At 72.1% G+C, this 16,496-nt stretch carries 14 protein-coding genes; 6 read left to right on the top strand and 8 right to left on the bottom strand.

The window, feature by feature from the left end; all coding sequences use genetic code 11:
• Window positions 1–170 precede the first annotated feature (170 nt).
• Window positions 171–1,559 (bottom strand): glycoside hydrolase family 16 protein, encoded by a 1,389-nt coding sequence (locus tag ACSHXC_RS23365; RefSeq protein WP_438293475.1) that lies wholly within the window; start codon window positions 1,557–1,559, stop codon window positions 171–173.
• 286 nt (window positions 1,560–1,845) lie between these two features.
• The gene (locus tag ACSHXC_RS23370) at window positions 1,846–2,076 is read right to left on the bottom strand and encodes a DUF4287 domain-containing protein (protein ID WP_053725101.1); all 231 of its coding nucleotides are present in this window, start codon (window positions 2,074–2,076) and stop codon (window positions 1,846–1,848) included.
• Between the two features lie 100 nt (window positions 2,077–2,176).
• Between ACSHXC_RS23370 and ACSHXC_RS23375 the strand changes: the two genes are divergently transcribed.
• Window positions 2,177–2,503 carry a hypothetical protein gene (locus ACSHXC_RS23375; protein ID WP_438293476.1) on the top strand — a complete coding sequence of 109 codons (327 nt, stop codon included), beginning with the start codon at window positions 2,177–2,179 and terminating at the stop codon, window positions 2,501–2,503.
• A 20-nt stretch (window positions 2,504–2,523) separates the two neighbouring features.
• Here ACSHXC_RS23375 and ACSHXC_RS23380 read toward each other — a convergent pair whose 3' ends face one another.
• The 3 genes from ACSHXC_RS23380 to ACSHXC_RS23390 all read right to left on the bottom strand — a co-directional run bounded on the left by ACSHXC_RS23380 (window position 2,524) and on the right by ACSHXC_RS23390 (window position 6,167).
• Window positions 2,524–3,342, bottom strand: a complete 819-nt coding sequence (locus ACSHXC_RS23380) for a hypothetical protein (protein WP_438296766.1) — start codon at window positions 3,340–3,342, stop codon at window positions 2,524–2,526.
• A 398-nt stretch (window positions 3,343–3,740) separates the two neighbouring features.
• Entirely contained in the window at window positions 3,741–4,961 is a 1,221-nt protein-coding gene (locus ACSHXC_RS23385) for an acetyl-CoA C-acetyltransferase (RefSeq protein WP_438293477.1), read from the bottom strand.
• A 219-nt stretch (window positions 4,962–5,180) separates the two neighbouring features.
• Window positions 5,181–6,167 carry an SGNH/GDSL hydrolase family protein gene (locus ACSHXC_RS23390; protein ID WP_438296768.1) on the bottom strand — a complete coding sequence of 329 codons (987 nt, stop codon included), beginning with the start codon at window positions 6,165–6,167 and terminating at the stop codon, window positions 5,181–5,183.
• 164 nt (window positions 6,168–6,331) lie between these two features.
• Here ACSHXC_RS23390 and ACSHXC_RS23395 point away from each other — a divergent pair, with 164 nt between their 5' ends.
• Complete coding sequence (locus tag ACSHXC_RS23395) at window positions 6,332–7,720, top strand: cystathionine beta-synthase (protein WP_438293478.1); 1,389 nt, start codon at window positions 6,332–6,334, stop codon at window positions 7,718–7,720.
• A 401-nt stretch (window positions 7,721–8,121) separates the two neighbouring features.
• On the opposite strand, the gene ACSHXC_RS23400 is transcribed toward ACSHXC_RS23395, so the two are convergent.
• Window positions 8,122–8,565, bottom strand: coding sequence for a hypothetical protein (locus ACSHXC_RS23400; RefSeq protein WP_438293479.1), 444 nt, complete (start codon window positions 8,563–8,565; stop codon window positions 8,122–8,124).
• Window positions 8,552–9,997 (bottom strand): purine-cytosine permease family protein, encoded by a 1,446-nt coding sequence (locus tag ACSHXC_RS23405; protein ID WP_438293480.1) that lies wholly within the window; start codon window positions 9,995–9,997, stop codon window positions 8,552–8,554. Before ACSHXC_RS23405 ends, ACSHXC_RS23400 begins: the two co-directional genes overlap by 14 nt.
• Before the next feature lie 141 nt (window positions 9,998–10,138).
• Here ACSHXC_RS23405 and ACSHXC_RS23410 point away from each other — a divergent pair, with 141 nt between their 5' ends.
• From ACSHXC_RS23410 to ACSHXC_RS23420, 3 genes are all read left to right on the top strand, one after another.
• Complete coding sequence (locus tag ACSHXC_RS23410) at window positions 10,139–11,635, top strand: aromatic amino acid ammonia-lyase (protein WP_438293481.1); 1,497 nt, start codon at window positions 10,139–10,141, stop codon at window positions 11,633–11,635.
• A gap of 11 nt (window positions 11,636–11,646) precedes the next feature.
• Window positions 11,647–12,486, top strand: coding sequence for a MurR/RpiR family transcriptional regulator (locus ACSHXC_RS23415; protein WP_438293482.1), 840 nt, complete (start codon window positions 11,647–11,649; stop codon window positions 12,484–12,486).
• 76 nt (window positions 12,487–12,562) lie between these two features.
• The gene (locus tag ACSHXC_RS23420) at window positions 12,563–13,129 is read left to right on the top strand and encodes a hypothetical protein (RefSeq protein WP_438293483.1); all 567 of its coding nucleotides are present in this window, start codon (window positions 12,563–12,565) and stop codon (window positions 13,127–13,129) included.
• 18 nt (window positions 13,130–13,147) lie between these two features.
• Here ACSHXC_RS23420 and ACSHXC_RS23425 read toward each other — a convergent pair whose 3' ends face one another.
• Entirely contained in the window at window positions 13,148–14,494 is a 1,347-nt protein-coding gene (locus tag ACSHXC_RS23425) for a diaminopimelate decarboxylase (RefSeq protein ID WP_438293484.1), read from the bottom strand.
• 115 nt (window positions 14,495–14,609) lie between these two features.
• Here ACSHXC_RS23425 and hutU point away from each other — a divergent pair, with 115 nt between their 5' ends.
• Window positions 14,610–16,286: a urocanate hydratase gene (gene hutU / locus ACSHXC_RS23430; RefSeq protein WP_438293485.1), complete on the top strand. Its 1,677-nt coding sequence runs from the start codon at window positions 14,610–14,612 to the stop codon at window positions 16,284–16,286.
• The last annotated feature ends 210 nt before the right edge of the window (window positions 16,287–16,496 follow it).

Here is a 16,496-nt window from a genome sequence, read left to right on the forward strand (position 1 = left end):
GCGGAGCCGCAAATGTCACAGCCCCGCGCCCCTGGCAGCACCGGGTACAGGCATACCCAGCCCGTTATGGGGCCCTTGGCCCTTAAGGCCTTGGGGGAGTTTGAGGACGAGCGCCCTTCAGGCGCGAACGGGGTCTGGGGCGGAGCCCCAGCGCATCCTGCTGGGCCTCTTCAGTGGCCGAAGGTGAACCAGTTCACGTTGACGAAGTCCGCGGGCTGACCGCTGCTGAAGGTCACATACACGTCATGCGTGCCCGTCACCCCGCTGATATTCGCCGGCACCGTACGCCAGCTCTGCCAGCCCCCCGTGTTGGCCACGGCGAAGCTGCCCACGGGTGTGGCGGCCGGGCTGTCGAGGCGTACCTCCACCAGGCCGCTGACCCCGCCCGCCGCCCCGCTGGCCACCCTCGCGGAGAACTGTCTGGCCGCCGTCGTACCGAAGTTCACACCCTTGTAGAGCGCCCAGTCGCCGTTCGCGGCCGAGCCGAGGTCCTGGCCGCCGCCGCTGTCGGTGGTGGTCTCCTTCGTCAGGCCGGACTGCTGGTCGTACGACTCGGCCTGGACGGTGCCGTACGCGTCCCGGCCTCCGGCGGGCGGCGTGGTGGAGCCGGAGCCCGCCGACTGCTGCACGGTGACGTAGTCGACGACCAGGGAGTGGCCCGGCTGGGTGCCCGCGTCGGGGCCGCCGCCGAACGCGTCGGGGAAGCCGCCGCCCATGGCGACGTTCAGGATGACGAAATAGCCGTGGTTCGTGGCATTCGCCCAGGTTGTCGCGTCCACCTGGTTCTGGTTCACGGTGTGGAAGTTGACGCCGTCCAGGGAGAAGCGCATCTGCTCGATGGGGCCCGAGCGGTCCCATTCGACGGCGTACGTGTGGAAGCCGCCCTGGCAGGTCGTGCCGTCGCAGGCCTTCTGGCCGCCGATGCCGGTGGTCTCGTTGCAGGGGCCGCCGGGGCTGGTGCCGCAGTGCATGGTGGACCAGTTGTTGTTGAGGCCCTGGACGTTCTCCATGACGTCGAGCTCACCGATGCCGGGCCAGTTCCACCAGTTGCCGCGGAAGGGTGCGCCCAGGGCCCAGAAGGCCGGCCAGTAGCCCTTGGCGGCGGGGCCGGTCACGTCCGGCATTTGCAGGCGCGCCTCGACGCGGAGCCTGCCGCCGGCCGGGGGCTGGAAGTCGGAGCGTCTGGTCTCGATGCGGCCGGACGTCCAATGGCCCGCGGCGTCGCGCTGCGGGGTGATGCGCAGGTTCCCGGCGCCGTCGAGCGAGACGTTGCTGGTGGACGAGGTCATGGTCTCTACCTCGCCGGTGCCGAAGTTGGCGGGGCCGCCGGGGTAGCCGGTGCCGGTCGTGTACTGCCAGTTCGCGGTGTTCACGCCGGACCCGGCCGGGCCGTCGAAGTCGTCGGTGAACACGGTGGACCAGCCCGCCGGGGGCGGCGGGGCGGAGGCGTCGGCGGGCAGGGCGGCCAGCGCGGCGGATGCCGCGGCGAGGCCGAGGGTGGAGAGCACGGCGATCACGGCTCGCCTGGCAGGGCTGCGTCTGTGGGACGTCGGGCGCATGTGGGGGGTGCCTCTCTCGGAAAGAGAGCGCTCTGAGAGCGCTCTCAGCGACGGGCTGCGCGGTCACTGTGCTCCCCGTCGTCCGGAGCGTCAAGAGGTAAAGCGGTGAAAGCCCTTGCAGGGATGGGGAGTTCACCTACTGAAGGCGCGCGTGGTGCCGTGCGCGTCCGGGCAGCACTTCGCCCCGTCGACCGGTCGTCGGCGGGGCGAAGGAGCGGTGCGCTTCCCCTCGGGAAGCCTGGAAGCCGAGTGGATCGTCTCGGCGGCGGAACATATCCTCCCGGAGCTAGAGCAGGCGGCGCGCGGCCCGCCTCAGGTCGTACTCATGGATGATCGCCTTGGCGTGCCCATAGGCGAGATCGTGCTCGCTCCGGAGCCAGCTGACCTTCTCCTCGAAACGGAAGAGGGAGGGGCCTTCCTCGACGGTGCGGAGCCAGTCGGACACTTCACGACCGGTGCAATGGGGGATGCGGGAGAGCAGGTTGCGATGGGTCTCTTCGGAGAAGACTTGGGACATCGGCGCCTCCGGAGGCATTGCGCTTACTGGTCCTTCACTGCACCGTGCCTGAGGGTTCGCGTATTGGCAACAGTGCGGGAGAGGCGCGTAGGGTCGCGGCGTGCTCGATGTGAACCCGTTGATCTTGGCCGTGGACCGCTTCGCCGACCGGCTGCGTGCCGCTCCCGAGAGCCGGCTGCGGCGCGGGGCGGCGGCCGAAGGGCTCGCGCTCGCCCGGGAGTTGGCCGTCCGCGCCCAGCGCGTCGAGGATCCCGGGCGCGAGCCGCGGATCATGCCGGACGCCGGCGTGTTCGCCGTCGCGGACCAAGTCACGGTCGCCGGAAGGGATTTGGCGCAGGCGCTCCAGACGGCGAAGACCCCGCCCGGCGGGGAGCCGGACGGGGCCGTGAAGCTGGTGGAAGCCGCCAGGGAGCGGGCCCTCGGTTAGGCCCCGCCTCCTGGGGAGGGTCAGTGCGAGGCGATGACCCGGTCCGCGAGGATGTAGATGCTCTCCTCGCCGCACGAGAAGGTCAGCGCGTACGCGCCGGACACTCCGGAGCCGCCGAGCAGCACCGGCGCGTCGCCGTCACGCAGGGCGCCCGCGAGGCGCTCCGCGGTCTCGCGGTGGCCCGGGGTCATGCAGAGCGTGGTGCCGTCGGCGAAGACGTACACGTCGAGCGTGCCGAGCGGTCCGGGGCGTACGTCCGCGAGCGCGGTACGGGACTCGGCGAGCTCCTCCAGGCGGGAGACCGTGGCCTCGTGGTCGGCGACGACGGGCGTCTGGACCGGTACGAAGTCGGGGTGCGAGGGGTGGCGGCGGCGGGCGGCGGCCAGCTCGGGGGAGTCATCGGGGAACTCCTCCGCGGTCTCCAGCGCCTCGGCCATCTCCAGGGCCTCGGCCTCCAGGCCCACGAAGTCCGCCTGGCGGGGCAGGAAGAACGCGGCGTCCTCACCGAGGCCCGCGAGCCCGCCCGGCATCGGCGAGGGCGCGTCGGCCGCGTCCCTGGCCTCCTGGGCGGCCCAGAAGGCACGCGCCTCGGCCAGCTCGCGCTCCCGCTCCTCGGCGAGGGCCTCGGCGACGGCGGCACGTATTTCGGCGGCCGGGGTCGCGTCGGCGCGGGCCTGCTGGGGCAGGGAGACGCTGCGGTCGGCGCGGTGTTCGGCACGGGCGGCTGCCAGGTCTTCGCGCAGCGCCACGACCTGCTTGCGCAGCCCGTGGGCGGCGTGCAGGGCAGCGGCGCCCACGGCCGTGGCAGCGGCCGTGGTCAGCAGCAGGGCAAGAGGCATGGCGCTCACTGACTTACTCCCGGATTCAAACGATTCCCCGACTTCCTACATCAGCTTGTCGTGAGCCCGCGCCCGGTGTCAGTGCATTACGTCACGAAATGGACAGGTCTTTGGGCCTGGGGTTTACGGCCGCACCCTCACTGACCTGGGGAAATGCTCTTCCCGCGGGAGATACGTCACATCCTGGGGGAGATTCGGTCACGGTTAGGACGCGGAACGATTGGCTGTGAGTGTCCTGTGGGACGCGGGAGCCCAGGTCAGGGGGCCGAGGGTCGCCCTGTGCGTTCAATCTGTGGCGGCCGGAGCGTCAACACTGCGTCGACCATGCGTCAACGCAGTGCTCCGGCCGCCCGGGACCTCTTTCGGCCGAGACCTCGGCCGAGGTTTTGGCCGAGGCCTTAGCTGAGGCGCTCGATGACCATGGCCATGCCCTGGCCGCCGCCGACGCACATGGTCTCCAGACCGAACTGCTTGTCGTGGAACTGGAGGCTGTTGATCAGCGTGCCGGTGATGCGGGCACCCGTCATGCCGAAGGGGTGGCCGACCGCGATGGCGCCGCCGTTGACGTTCAGCTTGTCCAGCGGGATGCCGAGGTCCTGGTAGGACGGGATCACCTGGGCGGCGAAGGCCTCGTTGATCTCGAAGAGGTCGATGTCGTCGACGGTGAGCCCGGCGCGCTTCAGCGCCTGGCGGGACGCCTCGACCGGGCCCAGGCCCATGATCTCGGGCGACAGGCCGGTGACGCCGGTGGAGACGATGCGGGCCAGCGGGGTCAGGCCGAGCTCGCGCGCCTTGGTGTCGCTCATGATCACGAGGGCCGCGGCGCCGTCGTTCAGCGGGCAGCAGTTGCCGGCGGTGACGAGTCCGTCCGGACGGAAGACGGGCTTGAGGCCCTGCACGCCCTCGACGGTGACGCCCGCGCGCGGGCCGTCGTCCTTGCTGACCACGGTGCCGTCCGGCGTCGTGACCGGGGTGATCTCGCGCTCCCAGAAGCCGTTCTTGATGGCTTCCTCGGCGAGGTTCTGCGAGCGCACGCCGAACTCGTCCATCTCCTGGCGCGAGATGCCCTTGAGGCGGGCGAGGTTCTCGGCGGTCTGGCCCATCGCGATGTACGCGTCCGGGACGAGGCCGTCCTCGCGCGGGTCGTGCCAGGCCGCGCCCTCCGACTGCGCGACGGCGGCGGTGCGCGCCTCGGCGTCGGCGAAGAACGGGTTGTGGGTGTCGGGCAGGCCGTCGCTGCTGCCCTTGACCGAGCGGGACACCATCTCGACACCGGCCGAGATGAACACGTCGCCCTCGCCCGCCTTGATGGCGTGCAGCGCCATCCGGGAGGTCTGGAGCGAGGACGAGCAGTACCGGGTGATGGTGCAGCCCGGCAGGTGGTCCATGCCCATCTGCACGGACACGATGCGGCCCAGGTTGTGGCCCTGCTCGCCGCCGGGGAGGCCGCAGCCGAGCATCAGGTCGTCGATGTCGCGCGGGTCCAGCCCGGGGACCTTGGCGAGGGCGGCCTGGATGATCGTGGCCGTGAGGTCGTCGGGGCGGAGGTCCTTGAGCGACCCCTTGAAGGCGCGGCCGATGGGGGAGCGGGCGGTCGAGACGATCACGGCTTCGGGCATCACGGCTCCAGGGGATGGGAAGGCAGGACTCCCTGGGAAGTTACCCGCACGTACTGGATTGGTCATCCGGGGCGGCGTGTGATGCGGGACTCTTTTCTAAGCGGTTGCTCAGTGGCTGCCCGGAGGCCTGCTCGGTGACGGCCAGGAGGCTTGCCCGGTGACGGGCTGACGCGTTGCCCAGGGCCCCAGGGCCCCAGGGCACCCCGGGGCCTCCCTTCGTCACCGACTCGTGTGCGAGCCGTTGCGGGTCGGCTCCACCGGGGCCGGAAGCCGCCGCCGACGCCGGTGCTTGAGCAGGGCCCAGGGCGCGCGGGCCGCCGTGACCTCCGTACCCGCCTGGGCCGCCGCGGCCGAGGCCGCCTTCGCCACCGGCAGGATGTCCTCGTCGCGCGAGGCGTCGGGGTGGTCGGACTCGGGCCACAGGCCGAGCGCGGCGCACAGCGTGGGCAGCACCGCCATCGCGGCGGTCGCGTACCCCTCGGCCGAGGGGTGGTAGTTGTCGGGCCCGAACAGCTCCCGGGGGTTCGCCGCGAACTCCGGGCCGAGCAGATGGCCGAGCGACACCGTGCGGCCGCCCTGCTCCACTACCACGATCGTCTGCGCGGCGGCGAGCTGGCGCGAGACACGGCGGGCCAGCCAGCGCAGCGGCTGGTAGACGGGCTCGATGGTGCCGAGGTCGGGGCAGGTCCCGACGACCACTTCGGCCCCGGCGGTACGCAGCCGGCGTACGGCGGTGGAGAGATAGCGGACCGAGGTCGTGGGCGCCATCCGGGTGGTGACGTCGTTCGCGCCGATCATGATCACGCAGACGTCGGGGACGCGGGCGGGGTCGTCGAGCAGCAGGGACACCTGGCGTTCGAGGTCGTCCGAGCGGGCCCCGGGCAGTGCCACGTTCCGCAGCGTCACCATGCGCTCGGCGACCGCCGCGAGCCCCGAGGCGAGCAGCGCGGCCGGGGTCTGGCCCGCTCTTCGCACGCCCTGGCCGGCCGCCGTGGAGTCGCCCAGCATGCCGAGCCTGAGCGGCTGCGTACCGTCGGCGAAGGCCGTTCCGTACAGCCCGTCCGCGTTCGGGGCCTGCGGGGAGCCGCCGCCCACGGAGCGTTTCGCGAGCGCCACCTCGGCCAGGACGACGCCGACCGCGGCCCCGGCGAGCAGCCCGATGCCGCCGCCGCCGAACGCCGCGCCCGTCGCGATCCGCCGTGCCACCCTGGCCCTCGACAGAGTCCCGGCCACCGCCACCTCCCTGGAGCTTGCCGTCGTACAACAGCTAACTGCCCGGTAGCGGGTGTGGCTCAATCCAGCGCAAAGGTGAACACCCCGTCGTGGTCCGCATACGCTGGCGGTACCTAATCGGAGACCCGGAGACAACGGTGCGATTCCACGACTCGATGATCAGCCTCGTAGGCAACACCCCGCTGGTGAGGCTCAACAGTGTGACCCAGGGCATTCAGGCGACAGTCCTGGCCAAGGTCGAGTACTTCAACCCGGGCGGCTCGGTGAAGGACCGGATCGCCGTCCGCATGATCGAGGCGGCCGAGCAGTCCGGCGCGCTCAAGCCCGGCGGCACGATCGTGGAGCCGACCAGCGGCAACACGGGCGTGGGCCTGGCCATCGTGGCCCAGCAGAAGGGCTACAAGTGCATCTTCGTCTGCCCTGACAAGGTCTCCACGGACAAGATCAACGTGCTGCGGGCGTACGGCGCCGAGGTCGTGGTCTGCCCGACGGCGGTCGACCCGGAGCACCCGGACTCGTACTACAACGTCTCGGACCGCCTGGTGCGCGAGACGCCGGGAGCCTGGAAGCCGGACCAGTACAGCAACCCGAACAACCCCCGTTCGCACTACGAGACCACCGGTCCCGAGCTGTGGGAGCAGACGGAGGGGAAGATCACCCACTTCGTCGCGGGCGTCGGCACCGGCGGCACCATCTCCGGCACCGGCCGCTACCTCAAGGAGGCCAGCGACGGCAGGGTGCGGATCGTCGGCGCGGACCCGGAGGGCTCCGTCTACAGCGGCGGCTCCGGGCGTCCGTACCTGGTGGAGGGCGTCGGCGAGGACTTCTGGCCGACCGCTTACGACCAGACGGTCACCGACGAGATCGTCGCGGTGTCCGACAAGGACTCCTTCCAGATGACCCGGCGCCTGGCCAAGGAGGAGGGCCTCCTGGTCGGCGGCTCCTGCGGCATGGCCGTCGTGGCCGCGCTCAAGGTCGCCGAGGGCCTCGGCCCCGACGACGTGGTGGTCGTGCTCCTGCCGGACTCCGGCCGCGGCTATCTGTCGAAGATCTTCAACGACGAGTGGATGGCGGACTACGGCTTCCTGGAGGAGGCCGGTCCCTCGGCGCGCGTCTCCGACGTGCTCGGCTTCAAGGAGGCCGGCCACCTGCCCTCGCTGGTGCACATGCACCCCGAGGAGACGGTCGGCGAGGCCATCGAGGTGCTCCGCGAGTACGGCGTCTCGCAGATGCCCATCGTGAAGCCGGGCGCGGGTCACCCCGATGTGATGGCCGCCGAGGTCATCGGCTCGGTCGTCGAACGCGAGCTGCTCGACGCCCTGTTCACCCAGCGCGCCTCGCTCGACGACGCGCTGGAGAAGCACATGAGCGCGCCGCTCCCGCAGGTCGGCTCGGGCGAGCCGGTCGGCGACCTGATGTCCGTGCTCGGCAAGGCCGACGCGGCGATCGTGATCGTCGAGGGCAAGCCGACCGGTGTGGTCAGCCGCCAGGACCTGCTGGCCTTCCTGGCCCGCACCCCGCAGTAGTCAGGGGGCTGCCCCGACTTCCGCGCGGGAGGCGGGAGTCGGCGAAGCAGCCGAAGTCGCGCAACCGGTACGAGCGCGACATGTGCGCGCAGCACCCGCTTAACACGGCTCGTGCACAGTGGTGGATGTCGGCAGGGGAACCCGGGCAGGGGCCCCGGCCGACGCCACCAGCGGCGTCGAGGAACCTCCGGAGCGGCTCCCGGACTTTCCCCCGTACGCCCAGGACGCGGAGACCGGCCCTGACCCGGGACCGTGTCCCTCGCGGGGACCGCCGTCGTCCCGCCCCCCGGGCGACCGGGGGTGCGGCGGTCCCCGCGATCACCTTTTCCGGGGCCGGCGATCACCCTGGTTTCCGATGCCGACGAGGACCCGACTCGCCATTCCTGTACGGCAGTTGTGGCTCAGTCGTCCTCGCGGGACCGGCGGATGTGCTGCCACGGCCAGCGGTGCGCCGCGTGCACGGCGTTCACGGCGACGATGCCGAGCCAGGTCACCACCAGGCCCTTGAAGCCGGCGTTGACCGCGCCGATCGCGGAGAGCGGTATCGCGAGGATCAGCGAGATCATGGCGAAGCCGAAGCGCTCGCCGAAGTTGTTCTCAGGACCGCCCCGGTCCGGGCGGCCGCCGCGGGCCACGACCATCTGCTGCTCCGCCAGCTGCCGCCGCACCCGCCGGTCCACCGAGCCGTCGACCCGCTGCTCGACCTTCTCCAGGAAGGCGTCGACGAGCGCGGACTCGTACTCGGGGCCGAGGTCCCTGCGGGCGTGCAGGGTGGCGTCGAGTTCCTTCTTGAGCTCGGCGTCCTTCAGGAGACTGGGCCTGGGCTCGGTGTCACGGGCATCCATGCACTTCACGGTACGGAGCCGAGGCCGTTTCCACACGGGGGGTACCCCCCGTATTTCTTCCTCGTGCCAGCACGAAGAAGAGCGCCGCCGGGACGGCGAGCCCCACGATCCACGAGACGTCGGCGCCGCCGAGCCGCTCGACCAGCGGGCCCGTGCAGAAGCTCGTGGCCAGGAACGGGAGCTGGGCGAGCACCCCGATCACGTACACCGACAGTGCGTCCCAGCGCCAGGCGCCGTAGCGGCCGCGGGGGTCGAAGAGGGCCGGGATGTCGTAGCGCTCGCGGGAGATCAGGTAGTAGTCGACCAGGTTGATCGCCGACCACGGGGTGAAGAAGGTCAGCAGGAAGAGCAGGAAGTCCTTGAACGAGGTCAGGAACGAGTCCTTGCCCGCGAGCGCCACCGCCGTGCCGGCCAGCATGATGCCGCCGATGTAGAGGGCGCGGGCGCGCGGCCCGATGGTCTTCTGGGCGCGGAAGCCGCTGACGCCGGTCACCATCGACATGAACCCGCCGTAGGTGTTCAGCACGTTGATCGTGAGCTTGCCCAGCGCGATCGTGAAGTACAGGAACGAGGCGATCAGGCCGGTGCCGCCGAGCCCGACGACGTAGCCGACCTGGTTGGCGAGGAAGGCGTCGCCCGCGGTGGCGGCCACCAGGACGCCGAACGTCATCGAACACTGGGACCCGAGCGCCGAGCCCGCGAGCGTCCACCAGAACGTGGCGCGGGTGCTGGTCGTGCGGGGCAGATAGCGCGAGTAGTCGGCGACGTACGGGCCGAAGGCGAGCTGCCAGGACGCGGAGAGCGAGACCGCGAGCAGGAACATCGGGAGGTGGAAGGCGCGGTCGTGCAGGACCGCCGTCAGGTCGATCCTGTCGAGCAGCCGTATGCCCAGGTAGACGAACACCAGCGCGCAGATCACGCTCGCCACCCGGCCCAGCGCGTGGATCACCCGGTAGCCGATCGTCGCCGTCGCGGCGGTGACCAGGGCGAAGACGACGATGCCGGGGGTCTCGCCGAGGTGGGTGAGCTCGCCGGTCGCCTGGCCCGCGAGCACGCTGCCGCTGGCGAAGAAGCCGACGTACATCACGATCACCAGGAGCAGCGGCACCGCCGCCCCGCGCACGCCGAACTGGGCCCGCGAGGAGATCATCTGCGGCAGCCCCAGGCGCGGGCCCTGCGCCGAGTGCAGGGCCATCACGGCGCCGCCGAGCAGGTTGCCGGCGGCGAGACCGATCAGCGACCAGAACGCGCCGCCGCCGAAGACCACCGCGAGGGCGCCGGTCACGACGGCGGTGATCTGGAGGTTGGCGCCGAGCCACAGGGTGAACTGACTGAAGGCGCTGCCGTGGCGCTCGTCGTCCGGGACGACGTCGATGGAGCGGCGCTCGACGAGGGAGGCGCCCGGTCCAGGGGGTTCGGGGGATGCGGTCATGCGGTGCTCCTTCGCGACGAGGAGGCGGTGAAGGCTTGCCCGGCTGTATATCGTCATGCAGAGTTCTGGGTGTCTGAATAACTTGTCAATGGCCCGGGTCCGGGTCCTTGACGCCGCGTCCGGAAATGGTGGTGTTCGCGCATGTTGTCGTCCCACGTCGTGGACGCCTCGCAGGATTCGCCGACGGGGATCGTCGTGCTCGACGGCGAGACGCTGCCCGTCGCCGACGTCGTCCGGCTCGCCGACGGAGCCGCGCGCCCCGTGCCCGGCGCCGAGGCGATGCGGCGCGTCGAGCACGCCTGGCACACCGCGCGCGAACTCGCCGCGTCCGGGCGGGTGTACGGCCGCTCCACCGGCGTCGGCGCCAACCGCAGCGAGCCCGTGCCCACCGCCGCCGCAGGCCACGGGCTTCGCCTGCTGCGCAGCCACGCCGGGGCGATCGGCGCCCCGCTGCCCGCCCGCGAGGTCCGCGCGATGCTCGCGGTGCGGGCCAACCAGCTGCTCGCGGGCGGCGCCGGTCTTCGCCCCGCCGTCGTCACCGCGCTGTGCGAGGCACTGGAGGCCGGGGCGCAGCCGGTGGTCAACGAGTTCGGCTCGGTCGGCACCGGCGACATCGCCGCCCTGGCCCAGGTCGGCCTCGCGCTCGCCGGGGAACACCCCTGGCAGGGCGGCCCCGAGCCCGGGGCGCAGCCCCTCGACAACAACGACGCGCTCGCCCTGATCAGTTCCAACGCCCTGACGCTGGGCCAGTCCGCACTGGCCCTCGACGAGCTGCGCCGCCTGGTCGCGGCCACCGAAATCGTGGGCGCCTTCTCGCTGCTCGCCGTCGACGGCTCCTACAAGGCGTACGCGGAGCCCGTGCACGCGGCCCGCCCGCACCCCGGCTCGTACGCCACCGCCGCCCGCATGCGCCGGCTGCTCGGCGCCCCCGAGCGGCCCACCCCGCCGCTCGGCCGCATCCAGGACCCGTACGGATTCCGCTGTCTGCCGCAGATCCACGGGCCCGCGCACGACGCCGCCGACGCCCTTGAGCGGGTCCTCGCGATCGAGATCAACGCGGCCGCGGAGAACCCGCTGATCTCGCCCGACGACCTCGCGGCCTACCATCACGGCGGCTTCTACCTGGCTCAACTCGCCCTGGCGCTCGACCACTTCAGGCTCGCCGTCACCCAGGTCGCCCGCCTGTCCACCTCGCGCCTGTCCGCCCTCAACGAGCCCGCCTACACCCGTCTGAAGCCGTTCCTGGCGGACGCCGAGCCCGCCTCGTCGGGCGTGATGATCCTGGAGTACGCGGCCGGCGCCGCCCTCGGCGATCTGCGGGCCTTCGCCGCCCCGGCCTCCCTCGGCCACGCTGTACTCTCTCGGGGCGTCGAGGAGCAGGCCGGCTTCGCCTCGCTCGCGGCCCGCCAGACGCTGCGGCTGGGCGGGGCGCTGCGGCTGGTGGTGGGGTGCGAACTCGTCGCGGCGGTACGGGCGTTGCGCCAGCGCGACCTGCGCCCGGACCCGGAACTTCCGGTCGGGCGGGCGTTCGCGCTCGCCGGGTCCGCGCTCGACGAGGATGTCACCGATCGGCCGCTGACCACGGACGTCGACCGGGCGGCCGCACTGCTCGACCGGTTCAAGGACCTGTACGCATGAAGGGGGACGGCATGAGCGAGGGCCCTGCCGCACGGCTGCAACAGCTCTTCGAGGGGCGCAGGCTGACCCCGACCCAGCGGCGCATCGCACACTGCATGGTGCGCCGCGCCCCCGACGTGCCCTTCCTGTCCAGCGTCGAGCTCGCCGAACTCGCAGGGGTCAGCCAGCCGTCGGTGACCCGGTTCGCGGTCGCCCTCGGCTTCGACGGCTACCCGGCGCTCCGCCGCCACCTGCGCGAGGTCGCCCCTGCCGTGACCGGCGAGGAGGCCGAGACCTCGTACAACGAGTACCAGCAGGCCGTCCTCGCCGAGATCGAGAACCTCCAGCACCTGGCCGGCCTGCTCGCCGATCCGCGCCCGGTCGAGGACGCCGGCCGGCTGCTCGCCGCCTCCCGGCCGCTGCCGGTGCTCGGTCTGCGCGCGGCCTCCTCGCAGGCCCGCGGTTTCGCCTACTTCGCGGCCAAGGTCCACCCCGACGTCCGCCTGCTCGACGAGGGCGGCACCATGCTGGCCGACCGGATCGACGCGGCGCTGCGGGCCGGGGCCTCGGCACTGCTGTGCTTCGCGCTGCCGCGCCACCCCAAGGAGGTCGTGGAGGCGCTGGCCTACGCGCAGTCCGTCGGGCTCACCGTGGTCACGGTCGCCGACTCGGCGTTCGCGCCGGTCGCCAAGTACAGCGACCTGCTGATCCCGGCGGCCGTGGGCACCGGCCTCGCCTTCGACACGGCGTGCGCGCCGATGCTGCTCGGCCGGGTCCTCCTGGAAGCCATGTGCGACGACCTGCCGGACGCACAGGCCCGCCTGGAGGAGTTCGACGCGAAGGCGGCCGCGCGGGGGCTGTTCGTGGAGTGACGCCCGGTCCCTTAAGGAACCGCTCAGAATGCCCGGCTAACCTCCGCGCCAGTAATGCGAGGCATGGAGGTGGGACGTGGGGCGCGGAGGGCAGGCGCTGGCGCGCGTGGCGGTGATCGTACGGGCCGGGGCGGCCCCGCTGTGGTGGTTCGGCCTGCTGGCCGCGGGCCTCGGGGCCGTGCTCCCGGTGAGCCTGACGGGCCGCCGGATCGGGCTGCTCGCGGGCGCCGCGCTGTTCATCGTCACGGCGGCCGTCGTGTTCCTGGCCCGGCGCCGCCGCTACACCCACTTCGCGAAGGCCGCGTCCCGCGCCGCCAAGGCGGACTTCCTCCAGGACCGTTCGGTGACCGTACGCACCTGGCGGCGGGCCTGGCGCTGGTGGCTGCTGCTCGGCTTCCTGGTGGCGTCCTGCTCGGCCTTCGCGCTGCCCGGCGCGGGCGGCCTGCTGATGGCCGGCGCGGGTGCGGGGCTGTGGCTGAAGGCGGGCTGGCTGGGCCGTCTGGAGCGTACGGGCGACGCGCTGATCTGGGTCCGCACGGACTGGGTGCCCAAGGGTGCGCCGGTGGGCAAGAAGGTGCGGGGCTTCCGGGCGACCGGGCCCGGTGCGGGGGACGCGGCGCCCGGCGGGGCCCGGCGCCGCTGAGAGGCGGCGCCCGGACGCTCAGAGCAGCGCGTCCGCGTGGGCGCCGCCCGCCTCCTCGACCAGGTCCGCGATGGACTGCGGGCTGCGCACCGTCGCGAATCTCACCCCGTCCGCCGTGGCTGTGAAGCCGTAGATCCCGGGCCTGGCCAGGGAGTTGTACGAGTAGTGGTGGGCGAAGTAGTACGCGCCCGTGTCCAGGACTCCGGTGAAGTCGCCCTGGTCGAGCAGGGGCAGCGGGCGGTTCTCGGCGAGCAGGTCCCCGGCGAAGCAGGCGGGCCCCGCGATGTCCTGGGCGACCGGCGGGCCCGGCTTGGGGCGGCCCTTCGCGTCGTACGCCTCGATCCGCAGCGGCCAGGAGGCGGGCGCGTACACGGTGCGGGCGGCGATCTGCACCCCGGCGTGGGTGACCGCGATGGGGCGGCCCCCGGAGCTCTTCGCGTACTCGACCCGGGCGAGGACGAGGCCGTGCTTGGCGAGCAGTGAGCGGCCGAACTCGGTCACCAGGCCGTACCGCCCGTCGAACAGTCCGGGCACCTCCTCCTTGAGGAGGCTCGCGTAGGCGGCGTACGTAGGCGTCTCTTCGTCGGAGCCGAAGTTGACGGGGAGGCCGCCGCCGATGTCGATCGTGTCGACCTGCTGCCGCCCCACCGCCGCGTTGATCTCCTCGGCGAGCTCGTAGACGGCCCGCACGCCCCGCGCCATGAGGGAGAGCGCCACGCCCTGCGACCCGGAGTGCGTGTGCAGCCGGGTCAGCCAGGGGCGCTCCGCGTACGCCCGGACGACCCAGTCCCGGGCACCCTCGTCGAGCAGCGCCACGCCGAACTTGGACGTGGCCGTCGCCGTGGACAGCGCGTCGATGGACCCCGCGCCGAGCTGTGCGTTGACGCGGATGCCCAGGGGTGACGTGCTCGGCGCCGAGGAGATCAGAGCGTCCAGGCGGGCCAGCTCCTGGGGGTTGTCCGCGTTGACGGCGATACCGAGTGCCAGCGCTTCGCGCAGCTCGGCCGGGGTCTTGGCGGGGGAGTCGAGCACGGTGGCGGCGGGGCGGATACCGGCGGCCCTGGCCAGCGCGAGCTCGCCCGGGCTCGCGACCTCGGCGCCCAGGCCCTCGGCGAGCAGCAGCCGCAGTACGGGGACGAGGGGGCAGGCCTTCACGGCGAAGGCGTGCAGCACCGGGGCGCTGGTGACGGTGGCGAAGGCGGCCCGCAGGGCGGCGGCGCCCGCGCGGATGCCTGTGGTGTCGAGGAGGGCGACGATGGGGGCGTCGGGCCCGGCCAGGCCCTGCTCCACCGCGGCCCGCACGGCCTGTTCGCGGCGCTCCGCCGCGGCGGTCCCGGCGGTGCGGGACGTTGCCTGGGAAGTCATGCGATCAAGCCAATCACCGGGTGGCCCCGAGCGCAGAGGGTACGCATCTATTGACTAGTTCTATTCAGTGACACAGGATGTGAATATCCGGATCAGGTCACGAGGAGGCACCGCCATGTCAGGACCCCGCCCCGTACGGGCACCGCGCGGCACGGAACTGAGCGCCCTGGGATGGCAGCAGGAAGCCGCGCTGCGCATGCTCCAGAACAACCTCGACCCCGAGGTCGCGGAGCACCCCGACAAGCTCGTCGTCTACGGCGGCACCGGCAAGGCCGCCCGTGACTGGCGCTCCTTCGATGCCATGGTGCGTACGCTGCGCACGCTCAAGCAGGACGAGACGATGCTGGTCCAGTCCGGCCGTCCCGTCGGTGTCATGCAGACCCACGAGTGGGCGCCGCGCGTCCTGATCGCCAACTCCAACCTGGTCGGCGACTGGGCCAACTGGGAGGAGTTCCGCCGTCTGGAGGCCCTCGGCCTCACCATGTACGGCCAGATGACGGCCGGCTCCTGGATCTACATCGGCACGCAGGGCATCCTCCAGGGCACGTACGAGACGTTCGCCGCCGTGGCCGCCAAGCTGCATTCAATTGGTAAAGGGGTCAACGGCACGCTGGCGGGGACGATCACCCTCACCGCCGGGCTCGGCGGCATGGGCGGTGCCCAGCCGCTGGCCGTGACGATGAACGACGGCGTCGCGATCTGTATCGACGTCGACCCGCGCGCCATCGAGCGCCGCATCGAGCACCGCTACCTGGACGTGAAGGCGGACTCCCTGGAGCACGCCCTCCAGCTGGCCGTAGAGGCCCGCGACGCCCGCCGCCCGCTCTCCATCGGCCTGCTGGGCAACGCGGCGGAACTGCTCCCGCGGATGCTGGCGGAAGGCGCCCCGATCGACATCGTCACCGACCAGACCTCGGCCCACGACCCCCTCTCCTACCTCCCCGTCGGGGTGGACTTCGACGACATGGCGTCGTACGCGGCGAAGGACCCGGCGGGCTTCACGACCCGGGCCCGCGAGTCGATGGCCCAGCACGTCGAGGCGATGGTCGGCTTCATGGACGCAGGCGCCGAGGTCTTCGACTACGGCAACTCCATCCGCGGCGAGGCCCAACTGGCGGGCTACGAGCGGGCGTTCGCGTTCCCCGGCTTCGTGCCGGCGTACATCCGCCCGCTGTTCTGCGAGGGCAAGGGACCGTTCCGCTGGGCGGCCCTTTCCGGCGAGGCGAGCGACATCGCGAAGACGGACAAGGCGCTCCTGGACCTGTTCCCGGAGAATGAATCCCTGCACCGCTGGATCAAGATGGCCGGCGAGCGGGTCCACTTCCAGGGCCTCCCGGCGCGTATCTGCTGGCTCGGCCAGGGGGAGCGCGACAAGGCGGGCGACATGTTCAACGACATGGTCGGCAACGGCACCCTCGCCGCGCCCCTCGCGATCGGCCGCGACCACCTGGACTGCGGCTCGGTGGCCTCCCCGTACCGCGAGACCGAGGCGATGCTCGACGGCTCCGACGCGATCGCCGACTGGCCGCTCCTGAACGCGATGGTGAACGTCGCCTCCGGCGCGTCCTGGGTGTCCATCCACCACGGCGGCGGCGTCGGCATGGGCCGCTCCATCCACGCGGGCCAGGTGTCCGTGGCGGACGGCACGAAGCTGGCGGGCGAGAAGATCCGGCGCGTCCTGACGAACGACCCCGGCATGGGTGTCATCCGGCATGTCGATGCCGGGTACGACATCGCGGAGCGGGTGGCGGACGAGCGCGGGGTCCGCATCCCGATGCGGGAGGGCGAGTGACCCCGCCGAACCCCACCCCGGGGGCGCTGCCCCCGGACCCCTCCGACGCTGCCAGGGGCGCGGGGAACTGCGCGACCGGCCACGTGCGGTCCGCGGCCGACCGAACCGCAGAATCAGCCCCTCCGGCGTTTGAGGAGCGGGGTCCGGGGCGGAGCCCCGTGGCCGCCGGGTCGCACTCGGACTTCTCACCCCCGGAGAGTCACGGGAGGG

Source organism: Streptomyces sp. HUAS TT7 (assembly GCF_051550175.1).
Lineage (GTDB): Bacteria > Actinomycetota > Actinomycetes > Streptomycetales > Streptomycetaceae > Streptomyces.